Source organism: Serratia sp. H1w, assembly GCF_000633355.1.
Taxonomy (GTDB): domain Bacteria; phylum Pseudomonadota; class Gammaproteobacteria; order Enterobacterales; family Enterobacteriaceae; genus Chania.
Genome location: NZ_AYMQ01000004.1, coordinates 40,105 through 53,098, shown reverse-complemented (window position 1 = coordinate 53,098; position 12,994 = coordinate 40,105). Strand labels below are relative to the sequence as shown.

11 protein-coding genes are annotated in these 12,994 nt (G+C 54.8%); 3 read left to right on the top strand and 8 right to left on the bottom strand.

The window, feature by feature from the left end:
• Positions 1–40 precede the first annotated feature (40 nt).
• The 4 genes from hemG to pepQ form a co-directional block, all read right to left on the bottom strand.
• Entirely contained in the window at positions 41–574 is a 534-nt protein-coding gene (gene hemG / locus U869_RS0100460) for a menaquinone-dependent protoporphyrinogen IX dehydrogenase (protein ID WP_025121806.1), read from the bottom strand.
• Positions 575–724: 150 nt separating this feature from the next.
• Positions 725–2,176, bottom strand: coding sequence for a Trk system potassium transporter TrkH (trkH, locus tag U869_RS0100455; RefSeq protein WP_025121807.1), 1,452 nt, complete (start codon positions 2,174–2,176; stop codon positions 725–727).
• Positions 2,177–2,211: 35 nt separating this feature from the next.
• Positions 2,212–2,826, bottom strand: a complete 615-nt coding sequence (locus U869_RS0100450) for an IMPACT family protein (protein ID WP_025121808.1) — start codon at positions 2,824–2,826, stop codon at positions 2,212–2,214.
• On the bottom strand, positions 2,826–4,157 hold the full coding sequence (pepQ, locus tag U869_RS0100445; RefSeq protein WP_025121809.1) for a Xaa-Pro dipeptidase: 1,332 nt from the start codon (positions 4,155–4,157) through the stop codon (positions 2,826–2,828). Before pepQ ends, U869_RS0100450 begins: the two co-directional genes overlap by 1 nt.
• Positions 4,158–4,465: 308 nt before the next feature.
• On the opposite strand from pepQ, the gene fadB reads away from it, so the two are divergent.
• Positions 4,466–6,658, top strand: coding sequence for a fatty acid oxidation complex subunit alpha FadB (gene fadB / locus U869_RS0100440; protein ID WP_025121810.1), 2,193 nt, complete (start codon positions 4,466–4,468; stop codon positions 6,656–6,658).
• A 10-nt stretch (positions 6,659–6,668) separates the two neighbouring features.
• The gene (fadA, locus tag U869_RS0100435; RefSeq protein ID WP_025121811.1) at positions 6,669–7,832 is read left to right on the top strand and encodes an acetyl-CoA C-acyltransferase FadA; all 1,164 of its coding nucleotides are present in this window, start codon (positions 6,669–6,671) and stop codon (positions 7,830–7,832) included.
• 146 nt (positions 7,833–7,978) lie between these two features.
• Here fadA and fre read toward each other — a convergent pair whose 3' ends face one another.
• The 3 genes from fre to pepE all read right to left on the bottom strand — a co-directional run bounded on the left by fre (position 7,979) and on the right by pepE (position 11,186).
• Positions 7,979–8,680 (bottom strand): NAD(P)H-flavin reductase, encoded by a 702-nt coding sequence (gene fre, locus U869_RS0100430; protein WP_025121812.1) that lies wholly within the window; start codon positions 8,678–8,680, stop codon positions 7,979–7,981.
• Positions 8,681–8,708: 28 nt separating this feature from the next.
• Positions 8,709–10,199, bottom strand: coding sequence for a 4-hydroxy-3-polyprenylbenzoate decarboxylase (gene ubiD, locus U869_RS0100425; RefSeq protein WP_037408714.1), 1,491 nt, complete (start codon positions 10,197–10,199; stop codon positions 8,709–8,711).
• A 261-nt stretch (positions 10,200–10,460) separates the two neighbouring features.
• Positions 10,461–11,186, bottom strand: coding sequence for a dipeptidase PepE (gene pepE / locus U869_RS0100420; RefSeq protein ID WP_025121814.1), 726 nt, complete (start codon positions 11,184–11,186; stop codon positions 10,461–10,463).
• Positions 11,187–11,426: 240 nt separating this feature from the next.
• Between pepE and rfaH the strand changes: the two genes are divergently transcribed.
• Entirely contained in the window at positions 11,427–11,915 is a 489-nt protein-coding gene (gene rfaH, locus U869_RS0100415) for a transcription/translation regulatory transformer protein RfaH (RefSeq protein ID WP_025121815.1), read from the top strand.
• 46 nt (positions 11,916–11,961) lie between these two features.
• Here rfaH and hemB read toward each other — a convergent pair whose 3' ends face one another.
• Positions 11,962–12,984, bottom strand: a complete 1,023-nt coding sequence (gene hemB / locus U869_RS0100410; protein ID WP_025121816.1) for a porphobilinogen synthase — start codon at positions 12,982–12,984, stop codon at positions 11,962–11,964.
• Positions 12,985–12,994 lie beyond the last annotated feature (10 nt).

Here is a 12,994-nt window from a genome sequence, read left to right as displayed (position 1 = left end):
GGCTTTTTTCGGCAAAACGCTGCACAAGGCAGCATTTCTATCACTTTTCGTACTGGATGCGGCTGAATTCCTGGGAAAAACGATCCACCTGCTGCCAATCTGTATATTCCACTTCTTTACTGGTATCCGTCTCGCCACCGGTCATTTTCATAATCAGACGGATCATGACGCGGTCAATCCAGCGATAACGCGGATAACGCAGCGCGCCGGCAAACACGGCGCACTGCTTCGGCTGCCAAGGTGAGGACAATAAGAACTTGCGGGTGTAGGCATTGGTTTGTGGTGAACGCTTTTCCGGTTTGCGTGCCGTCAGGTTAACCGCGAAGAACGCACTCGGCATTTGATTCAGTTGCTCAGCATGCTGCTTCACAAACCGGTGTAAAGCCGTATTGAAATGCCCATAACGAATCGAAGCCCCGATAAGTACCTGTTGGTACTGCCCAAGCTCGATATTATCGGCCTGTTGCAGATCGATAACGTCGCAGCTCAGGGTCTCCTGCAACTTGTTAGCTATATAAGAAGCAATAGATTGAGTTTGTCCGTCGCGGCTCGAATAGAGAATCAATGCCTTCATGGCGTTACCCCTGTTATATACCCGTCGTCTTTCAAGCTGCAGCGTTGTTACCTGCACTTGCTCACCCCAGTCACTTACTAAAACGTAAGCTCCTGGGGATGAGCAAGCTTGTCGCCTAGCTGCAGCTTGAAATCCATAGGGTAGAAAGAATTACTCACGCCAGAAGGTCGGTGTGAAGAGAACCAGCAGCGTAAACACTTCCAGACGACCAAACAGCATGGTCAAGACCAGCACCCACTTGGCCGGTGGCGGCATGGTAGTAAAGTTATCGGCGACAACACCGAGGCCTGGCCCCAGGTTGTTAAGCGTAGCCGTTACCGCGGCAAAGGCTGAGAACTCATCCACACCGGTGGCAATAATGGCCAGCATGCTGACGATGAATACCAGTGCATAGGCGGAGAAGAATCCCCACACGGCTTCAAGGATACGTTCAGGCAACGCGCGGTTACCCAGCTTGATGGTGTAAACCGCATTCGGATGCACTAACCGTTTCAACTCTCGCGACCCTTGCAGATACAACAGCAAGATACGGATCACCTTCAAGCCACCGCCGGTTGAACCTGCACAACCACCGATAAAGGCAGAGCAGAGCAGCAGCATTGGCAGGAACAGCGGCCATTTGGCAATACTGTCGGTGGTGAAGCCTGCGGTGGTGGCCATTGATACGACCTGGAAGAAAGCCTGATTAAGGGTTTCCATGCCGCTTCTATATATACCGTGCCACCACAACACGACGGTACACACCGCCACCAAGGTGAACTGTACGGCAATAAACATGCGAAATTCTGGATCGCGCCAGTACACTTTCAAACTACGCCCGCTGAGTAAGGCAAAGTGCAGGCCGTAGTTACAGCCGGAGATCAGCAGGAAAACGGCGATGATGGTGTTGATGGTCGGACTGGCGAAGTAACCCACGCTAGCATCGTGCGTAGAGAAACCACCAATAGCGATAGTTGAAAAACTATGGCCGATAGCATCGAACACCGACATTCCGGCGCCCCACAACGCCAACGCACAGGCTACCGTCAGCAAGACGTAAATCAGCCACAGGGTTTTGGCCGTTTCGGCAATACGTGGACGCATTTTATTGTCTTTCAAGGGGCCAGGCATTTCCGCACGGTAGAGCTGCATACCCCCGACGCCGAGAATAGGCAGTATCGCGACAGCCAAGACGATGATCCCCATCCCCCCCATCCATTGCAGCATCTGGCGGTAGAACAAAATGGCTTTGGGTAATGAGTCTAACCCTACCAGGGTGGTCGCACCGGTGGTGGTTAAACCAGAGAAGGATTCAAAAAAGGCGTCCGTCAGAGAAAGGTTGGGCCGTTCGGAAAACAGGAAAGGCAATGCCCCCACGCTGCCCAACACGGTCCAGAACAACACCACGATGAGGAAACCCTCACGCGGTTTTAATTCATGCTTCTGTTTACGGTTTGGCCACCACAGCATCAAGCCAATGGTCACGGCCACAAAGAAGGTCTGGCTGAATGCCCGCCCCGCTCCGTCACGGTATATCAATGCCACCAGGCCAGGAATAAACATTGTCCCGGAAAACAGGATAACCAGCAGACCCACGATACGGGTTATGGCGCGAAAATGCATTTCAGCACGATCCTTAACAATTCAGTTGGTGGGGATTATTGCGATATAGGGACTAATTGCAAACTTCCGCGGCTGAGATCGCGTAATTTATTCCCGAATGCCTCAATGCCCGTGGCCGGTAACGCGAGATGCAACACCACGGCGGCACCATATTCCCCATGCACAATCTGCCCTTCACTAAGCTGTAGCAAATTTTCTATCAGCGCCAGCTGAGCATAGTCGCACTGCAAGGTATATTCGAGCTGCGGCACTTTATAGCTGACAACCAACTGCTTCAGTGCCTGTTGTACACCGCTGCCGTATGCACGCACCAAGCCACCGGTCCCCAGCTTGATCCCGCCATAGTAGCGCACTACCACTGCGGTTATTTCACCCATCCCACTGCCCATAAGCTGCGCCAGGATCGGCTTACCCGCAGTACCAGAAGGTTCCCCATCATCAGAGAACCCCAGTTGCTGCGAATCATCAGGCGCACCGGCAACAAAGGCCCAGCAGTGGTGCCGAGCCGTTGGATGCTCTTCGCGTATCTGCTGGACAAAGGCTTTTGCCGCCTCTACCCCGCAGGTTGGCGCCAGCAGCGTAATGAAGCGGCTTTTCTTTATCTCTTCGCTGACGCTGATCACAGCGCCAGGAATGGGGTAAGGCTGCATCAGGCCAGGTTCAGATCGCGCGTCATATTCTCAATACGCTTTTCATGGATCACGATATTGTCCTCAATGCGGATACCGCCGTAAGGTTTCAGCGCGTCGATGCGATCCCAGGCGAAGTGCTTACTGAATTCGCCACTACGCCAAGGGGCCAACAGGGACTCAATGAAATACAGGCCCGGTTCAATAGTCAGCACCATGCCAGGCTGCATAATACGCGTGCAACGCAGGAACGGATATTTTGCCGGAGCGGCAAGATGAGTGCCATTCTCATCCTGCATAAAACCTGCAGCATCATGCACTTGCAAACCCAGTGGATGACCCAGACCATGCGGCAAGAACGGGCAGGTAATGCCTTGTTCAACCATCGCCTCTTCACTGATGCCAGTGACCAGCTTATGATTTTTCAACAGCTTGGCGATACGTTGATGCATCTGGACATGATAATCCGTGTAGCGCACCCCGGCTTTCATGGTATCAATCAGCGCAAGCTGTTCACTATTAAGATCTTTCACCAGATGGGCAAACGCATTATCGCTCTGGCCCGCATAGGTGCGAGTCAGGTCGGCGGCGTAGCCATTGTATTCAGCCCCCGCATCGATCAGGAAGCTGCGGGCTTCGGCTGGCGGCTGATGATCCAGCTTGGTGTAATGCAGCACCGCCGCATGCTCATTCAGGGCCACGATGTTGTCATAAGGCACGTTGGTATCACGGTGGCCAGTGGCGGTCAGATAGGCCAGATTGATATCGAACTCGCTCATGCCTGATTGGAAGGCTTCATGAGCGGCGCGATGCCCCATCACCGCCGTTTTCTGCGCTTCGCGCATGCAGGCCAGCTCATAGCCGGTTTTGATTGAGCGACGGAAATCGAGGAAATTCAGCACCGCTTGCGGGTTGATGTTTTCGGCCGCAATACCAAGAGAGAGCGCGCGTTGCTGTGCATAACCGATATAGCCCACACGCTCGCGTTGCTGCGGCAGTTGGCTGGCGATATCGTCGGCATTGGCCAGCGGCAGCAGGTCGATGGATTTGGTCCAGAAACTGCTGGGCAGTGGTTCAACGCTATGCCAGTAATCCACCGGGGAGTAGAACCACAGCTTTGGTTTGTTAACGCCGTCCACCCACAGCCAGCAGTTCGGTACCGACGTTACCGGCACCCACGCTTTGAAGTTGGCGTTCACTTTAAACGGATAATGGTGATCGTCCAGGAAGACGCGTTGCAGTTCTCCTGAATGGATCAGCAACGCATCCAGTTTGTTACGCTCTAATACTTCACGAGCTCGTTGTTGCAGTGTTGCCAGGTGGTCGTTGTACAAAGAAGCCAGCGTTTCCATCACAATACCCTTATGCCTCAGAACGGAATGAGCCATCTTAACACACTGATCCCATGCTCCAACCCCATCTCCTCTTGCATGAGGCCTGCTTCGCAAACCACTGCAACCAGATTACATCCTTGCGCAACCTGACAAAGTTTGCCGATAGACACATAAAAATAACTTGATTTTTTATCAATGAATTAGCTTTCTACCCTGTGATCCGGTTTGCAAATATGCAATCTATTATTTGCAATTTATTAACATAAAAACCACACTCCTCATCATCTGGTCATACCAGATCATCTGCGCTGATTCAGGAGATCGACATGCTCTACCAAGGCGAAACATTACAAGTACACTGGCTCGACAACGGCATCGCCGAGCTGGTGTTCAACGCACCAGGCCCAATCAACAAGCTGGATACCAGCACCGTTGCCAGCCTGGGTGCCGCACTCGAGGTGCTAGAACAGCAAACCGAGCTGAAAGGGCTGCTGCTGCGCTCTGACAAATCCGCATTCATCGTGGGAGCCGACATCACCGAGTTCCTCTCGCTGTTTGCCGCCCCGGCTGAAAAACTGCATGAATGGCTGGTGTTTGCCAATAGCATCTTCAACCGGTTGGAAGATTTGCCGGTGCCGACCATTGCCGCCATTAACGGTTATGCGTTAGGCGGCGGCTGCGAATGTATCCTGGCGACCGATTTCCGTATCGCCTCTCCAGATGCACGTATCGGCCTGCCGGAAACCAAGCTGGGCATCATGCCAGGTTTCGGGGGTTCCGTGCGCCTGCCACGCCTGTTGGGTAACGACAGTGCGCTGGAAATCATTGCTGCCGGCAAAGATATCGGCGCGAAAGACGCACTGAAGGTCGGCCTGGTCGACGCCGTGGTCGCACCGGAAAAACTGGTAGAGGCCGCGCTGAAAGTGCTGCAACAGGCGATCGACGGTCAGCTAGACTGGCGTGCCTACCGCCAGCCGAAGCTGGAACCGCTGAAGCTTAGCCCGATCGAAGCAGCGATGAGTTTCACCACCGCCAAAGGCATGGTGATGCAAACCGCGGGCAAACATTACCCTGCGCCGATGACTGCGGTCAAAACCATCGAGGCAGCCGCCAAGTTAGGCCGCGACGACGCGTTGAAACTGGAAACCGCCAGCTTTGTGCCTTTGGCCCGTTCTAACGAAGCGCGCGCCCTGGTGGGCATTTTCCTTAACGATCAGTTCGTGAAAAGCCAGGCGAAAAAGCTGGCCAAGAACGTTGATGCCCCGAAACAGGCTGCTGTTCTGGGGGCCGGGATTATGGGCGGCGGTATCGCCTATCAATCTGCGCTGAAAGGCGTGCCGGTGATCATGAAGGACATCAGCGACAAATCCCTGACCCTCGGCATGAATGAAGCGGCCAAGCTGCTGAATAAACAGCTGGAGCGCGGTAAATTGGATGGTCTGAAGATGGCGCAGGTGCTGTCAACCATCCAACCCACGTTGGACTATGCCGGGATCGAACGCGCACAACTGATTGTCGAGGCCGTAGTTGAAAATCCTAAGGTGAAAGCGGCAGTGTTGTCTGAAGTGGAAGCTTTGATCGGCGAAGATACCGTGCTGGCCTCCAATACCTCAACCATCCCGATTAATCACCTGGCAAAATCATTGAAGCGTCCGCAAAACTTCTGCGGCATGCACTTCTTCAACCCGGTGCATCGCATGCCGTTGGTTGAGATTATCCGTGGTGAACACACCAGCGACAGCACCATTGCCGCCGTGGTGGCCTACGCAACTCGCATGGGCAAAACGCCGATCGTAGTCAATGACTGCCCTGGGTTCTTCGTTAACCGCGTGCTGTTCCCGTATTTCGCCGGTTTCAGCCAGTTGCTGCGCGACGGTGCCGACTTCCGTCAGATCGATAAAGTGATGGAAAAACAGTTTGGCTGGCCGATGGGCCCGGCGTATCTGTTGGATGTGGTCGGTATTGATACTGCTCACCACGCCCAGGCGGTGATGGCCAACGGGTTCCCGGAACGTATGAGCAAAGATTACCGTGATGCGATCGACGTGATGTTCGATAACCAGCGTTTCGGGCAGAAAAACCAGTTGGGCTTCTACCGCTACAGCCAAGACAGTAAAGGCAAGCCGCGTAAAGATAACGACGAGAAAACCGACACGCTGCTGGCAAGCGTAAGCGCATCGGCACAGGCCTTTAGCAGTGAAGAGATCATCGCCCGCATGATGATCCCGATGATCAACGAAGTGGTACGCTGCCTGGAAGAAGGCATCGTGGCCAGCCCGGCAGAAGCGGATATGGCGCTGGTTTACGGCATCGGATTCCCGCCGTTCCACGGTGGCGCATTCCGTTACTTGGATACCATCGGCACCGCCAATTACGTCGAAATGGCTCAACGTTACGCCGATTTGGGGGCGCTGTATCAGGTGCCAGCCGGTCTGCGAGCCAAGGCAGAGCGTAATGAAAGCTATTACCCGGTGGCGACAGCAGCGCTGTCTGACATTGCCACTGGCCAACCGGCATGAGGTTATAAAGATGGAAAACGTAGTTATTGTTGATGCCGTACGTACGCCGATGGGCCGCTCAAAAGGCGGCGCTTTCCGCCAGGTACGCGCGGAAGACCTTTCCGCTCATCTGATGCGTGCCGTGCTGAGCCGTAACCCGGCGCTGAATGCCGCTGAAATTGATGATATTTACTGGGGCTGCGTACAGCAGACGCTGGAGCAAGGCTTCAACATCGCCCGTAACGCCGCATTGCTGGCTGAGATCCCGCATAGCGTACCGGCAGTCACGGTGAACCGCCTGTGTGGCTCTTCGATGCAGGCTTTACATGATGCCGCTCGCGCTATCATGGTGGGTGACGCACAGGTCAGCCTGATCGGCGGTGTGGAACATATGGGCCACGTCCCGATGAACCACGGCGTAGACTTCCACCCGGGCCTGAGCCGTACCGTGGCAAAAGCGGCCGGAATGATGGGCCTGACCGCAGAAATGCTGGCCAAAATGCACAATATCAGCCGCGAGATGCAAGATGAGTTTGCCGCCCGCTCCCACCAGCGTGCTCACGCTGCAACGTTAGCCGGTTATTTCAAAAATGAAATCATCCCGACCACTGGCCATGATGCAGACGGCATACTCACTCGTTACGATTATGATGAAGTGATCCGCCCGGAAACCACCGTTGCCAGCCTGGCTGCATTGCGCCCGGCGTTTGATCCGGTCAACGGCACCGTCACCGCAGGCACCTCTTCCGCCTTGTCTGACGGCGCTTCCGCCATGTTGATCATGAGCGAATCCCGCGCCAAGGCACTAGGTCTGAAAGCTCGTGCCCGCATCCGTTCCATGGCGGTGGTGGGATGCGATCCTTCCATCATGGGCTATGGCCCGGTGCCAGCCAGCAAACTGGCGCTCAAACGTGCCGGTCTGAGCGTGCAGGACATCGATCTGTTTGAATTGAATGAGGCCTTTGCCGCCCAGTCGCTGCCGTGCATTAAAGATCTGGGGCTGTTGGATAGCATGGACGACAAGATCAACCTCAACGGTGGTGCCATTGCTCTGGGCCACCCACTGGGCTGTTCCGGTTCGCGTATCTCTACCACCCTGCTGAATAATATGGAACGCCGCGACGTGCAGTTTGGTCTGGCAACCATGTGTATCGGCCTGGGTCAGGGGATCGCCACGGTGTTTGAACGCATCTAGCTGAGTCTGATTGGATGCTCCCTGGAGCATCCCAAAAGGTTTTTTTGCCGTACTTCCCGCCTGTCAGGGGCGGGTTTTTTATTTCTAGCGCGCCAATAAAAACGGGGCAGCACTTGGCCACCCCATTTTGACTACTGCGTATTCAATCAGATGAATGCGAAAGCATCGCCGAACATATGGGCCTCTAGGGCACCACGCTCGGCGCAGAAACGCTCACGGGCAATTTTCGCCATCTCGAAACGCCCGGCAATGTAGATGTCATGCTCAGCCAACGAACCAAAGTCCTGCAACACCGCGCTCAGCACCGTGCCGCTACGGCCACGCCAATCCTCTTCCGGCTGTTCAACCACCGGGATGACCTTCAGGCTTGGGTATTGCAGCGAAATCGCCTCCAATTCACTGAGATCATAAAGATGCTTCAGCTCACGCCCACCCCAGTAGATCGAGATATCGCGATTGGGTTGCTGTTCGAGCGCCGTCAGTAAAATCGAACGTGCGTAAGAGAATCCGGTACCGCCGGCAATCAACACCAGCGGACGCTCGCCCTCTTCACGCAGCCAGGCTTCACCATGCGGAATATCTACGGTGATAGCCTGCTCTTTCAGCACGCGATCCATTACCGCCATGGCATACAGGTTCAGTTCAGAAGCCCCAATATGCAGCTCGATATAGTCTTGCTGCGCTGGCGTCGAGGCCACAGAGAACGGGCGCTTATCGCGCTCATCCATCACGACCATCAGGTATTGCCCTGCCTTGAATGAAAACGGTGCCTCTGGCACCAAACGTACCCGATAAACGGTATCGGTAATGGCCTCTACGGAGGTCACTTTACAGCTCAAGATTGTCATGCGTTCCTCTGTCGGGTCATCACTGGCGCTAGAGCGTCGGTTCTTTTAATATGGCGAGCTCATCCCAGATGTCGTCAATGCGCGCGCGCACCTTCTCATCCATCTTGATCGGACGGCCCCACTCTCGTTGGGTTTCTCCCGGCCATTTATTGGTGGCATCCAGGCCCATCTTCGATCCCAGCCCGGAAACCGGCGAGGCGAAGTCCAGATAGTCTATTGGCGTATTCTCTACTAACACGGTATCCCTTGCCGGATCCATTCTGGTGGTGATCGCCCAAATCACGTCATTCCAGTCGCGTGCATTCACGTCGTCATCGCAGACGATGACAAACTTGGTATACATAAATTGGCGTAGGAAAGACCAGACCCCCATCATTACGCGTTTGGCGTGTCCTGCGTACTGTTTTTTGATGGTCACCACCGCCAGACGATAAGAACACCCTTCTGGAGGCAGGTAGAAATCGACGATTTCCGGGAACTGTTTTTGCAGGATCGGCACGAACACTTCGTTTAACGCCACCCCCATCACCGCAGGTTCATCCGGCGGACGGCCAGTATAGGTCGAGTGATAGATCGCGTTGCGCCGCTGGGTAATGTGGGTCACGGTGAACACAGGGAAGTGATCGATTTCGTTATAGTAACCGGTGTGATCGCCATACGGGCCTTCCGGCGCCAGTTCCCCTTGCTCGATATAGCCTTCCAGCACAATTTCCGCGCTGGCCGGGACTTCAAGATCGCAAGACAGGCATTTGACCACTTCGGTCTTGTTGCCGCGCAACAGCCCGGCAAAGGCATATTCAGACAGGTTATCAGGCACCGGTGTCACCGCACCCAATATAGTCGCCGGATCGGCCCCCAGCGCAACGGCCACCGGGAAACGTTCACCCGGATGCTGCTGACACCACTCCTGATAATCCAGCGCCCCACCACGGTGCGAGAGCCAGCGCATAATCAGCTTGTTCTTGCCCAACACCTGCTGGCGATAGATCCCCAGATTCTGGCGCTCTTTATGCGGGCCGCGTGTTACCGTCAGCCCCCAGGTCACCAGTGGAGCAGCATCTTCCGGCCAGCAGTGCATCACCGGAATACGACCGAGATCGACATCTTCCCCTTGCCATACCTGTTCCTGGCACGGAGCTGAGCCCAGTACCTTGGTCGGCATATTCAGCACTTGTTTGAATTTGGGAACCTTGTCGAACAGATCGCGGAAGCCCTTCGGTGGCTCCGGCTCTTTGAGGAACGCCAGCAGCTTGCCCACTTCGCGCAGCGCGCTGACGTCTTCCTGCCCCATGCCCATTGCCACCCGCTTGGGCGTGCCGAACAGGTTACAGAGCACCGGCATATCATAGCCTTTCGGGTTTTCGAACAGCAGCGCCGGGCCGCCCGCACGCAAGGTACGATCGGCAATTTCTGTCATTTCCAGATAGGGATCAATCGGCTGGCTGATGCGCTTTAGTTCCCCTCTCTTTTCCAGCAACGAGAGGAAATCGCGTAGGTCACGGTATTTCATGCAAGCCATTACACCATTGATTTGTAGAAGATTTAAACGCCGAACCAGCAAAATCACAATGCGCTTCGACGTTTAATTAACTGGCTGATTTTAAGGCGTTTCACAGCAAAGCGATAGATTAACAAATTCTAGTCAATCTGCCCACATTAGCGCTACTAGTTTGGCTTGTCACCACCAAGAAGACTGACGAAAACGTGCCAACGTTGCTGAATTGGTGGGATGCGAACATGTTCTGCCGTAAGGGCGCCGCATGCTGCGCCCGTTATCGCATTAATGACAGTTGAACGGCACTAACGAGCGCAGCGCCAAAGTATCCTGATATTCCTGTATCTCAACCCCATGGCGGAACACCTTGAAGCCCTGCTCCCTGGCGCTGAAATAGCGCAGATCGTTACCACAGACGTGCAGCAGGCTGCCTTCGCGCAGCGCGACAACCGACTCGCTTGGATTCACCGCACAGAACTCTGCCAGGCGTTCATCACGGGTTTCGCCCATGTGGCCGCTGATATGGGCATCGATATAGTGTGGGTTAATCTGTACCGGGAACAACCCCAGTGCAGGCAACACCACGCTGTTGCGCACCGGCATGTCATTGGTGGTGCGAATGCTCGGCGTCGCCACGTTACAGCCAGCGCTCCAGCCCACATACGGCACTTCACGTTCACGCACGGCACGTTGGATCGGCACAATCAGCCCATTTTCATGCAGCATCTGGTTCAGCATCCAAGTATTGCCACCGCTGACCAGAATACACTCCGCCTGGGCGATCGCCTCTGCCGGGCACTCGGCATGGTGGATACTGGTAACCTTGATGCCCAACGTCTGCGCCAGATCCCCTGCCCGCTGGTCGTAATCCCCACGGATCATGGCATAAGGAATAAATACGGCTGACGTGATGTTACGGCGTTCAATCATCGCCAACAGTTGGCTCTTGGCATAGCCGAGCAGTTCGGCCTCGCCGGAAAGCTTGCCGTTGCTCAGTAAAAATAGCTCCATGTCTCTCCCTCAGTGCAAAAATGATAAATACGTCACATTGAGCGTCAGGCTTGCCCGCCATGTTGTGACAGTCACAAATTTAGGCCTATTGTTATACCTGAACCCGGCCAACAAATGTGTGACTTTATGCCGGCTACGGGGGATTGCTGCAACTCATGGCAACAGTTGGATACTTGCGTCACTAGGTATCCGTAGTGGCTTTTGGTATGCTTAGCGGCTGACAGAAAGGCATGTGAAACTATGGAATCTTGGTATCTACTTTATTGTAAGCGCGGCCAGCTCTTACGGGCACAGGAACACCTGGTACGGCAAGCCGTCAACTGCCTGAGCCCAATTATTACGTTGGAGAAAATCGTGCGTGGCAAGCGTACCGCCGTTAGCGAACCGCTATTTCCCAACTACCTGTTTGTTGAATTCGATCCAGAGCGTATTCACACCACCACGATCAGCGCAACCCGTGGTGTCAGCCACTTTGTGCGTTTTGGCGCGTTACCGACTCAGATACCTTTACAGGTCATCGAAGAGCTTCAGACGCATAGTGAAGAATACTATGTGGATCCAGAGACCCCGCAACCAGGCGATACGGTGTTGATCACCGATGGCGTGTTCGAGGGCCTGCATGCGATCTACACTGAACCCGATGGTGAAGCCCGTTCCATGCTGCTGCTGAATCTGATCAACAAGCAGATTAACCAGAGCATCGATAACCGGCAGTTCCAGAAGCTCTAACGCAAACAGGCACCCGAGGGTGCCTGTTTTGTCTCTGCGGCCGATATTAACGGCGCATCGCATCATCATGCAGCCACTGGGCGACACGCTTGGCGAAGTAGGTCAGCACACCATCGGCTCCGGCACGCTTAAAGCACAGCAGAGACTCCATCACCGCCGGTTGCTCTTGCAGCCAACCGTTCTGGATCGCCGCCATGTGCATCGCATATTCACCCGACACCTGATAGGCGAAGGTGGGCACCCCGAAGGTATCTTTGACACGGCGTACCACGTCCAGATACGGCATCCCCGGCTTCACCATCACCATATCCGCGCCTTCTTGCAGATCCTGCGCAATCTCTTGCAAAGCTTCGTCACCATTGGCCGGATCCATCTGATAGGTTTTTTTGTTGCCGCCTTTCAGGTTACCAGTGGAGCCGAGCGCATCGCGGAACGGGCCGTAATAGCATGAGGCATATTTGGCGGAATACGCCATGATCTGGGTATTAACCAGGCCTTGCAGTTCTAGCTGATCGCGGATGGCACCAATACGGCCGTCCATCATATCGCTAGGGGCAACAATCTCTGCGCCAGCCTCGGCATGGGAAAGCGCCTGACGTACCAGGATTTCTTTGCTGATATCGTTGATTACGTAACCCTGCTCGTCGATCACCCCGTCCTGCCCATGGGTGGTATACGGGTCGAGCGCCACGTCGGTCAGGATCCCCAGCTCCGGCACCGCGTCTTTCAGCGCGCGCACGGTACGCTGTACCAAACCCTGTGGGTTATAGGCTTCCTCGGCATGCAGTGACTTCAGGCCAGGCTCAATCACCGGGAACAGGGAGATCACCGGCACGCCGAGTTTGGCGATGGCTTCCGCCTCTTTGATCAACAGATCGATACTCATGCGCGATACGCCAGGCATAGAGGAAACGGCTTCCTGGCGGTTGCTGCCTTCCATGACAAACACCGGGTAAATCAGATCATTTACCGTGACCTGATTCTCTGCGACCAGACGGCGGCTGAAGTCATGACGGCGCACGCGGCGCATACGGCGACCAGGGAAGGTGCCCGGAAATGCATAGCTCATAGTTTTCTCC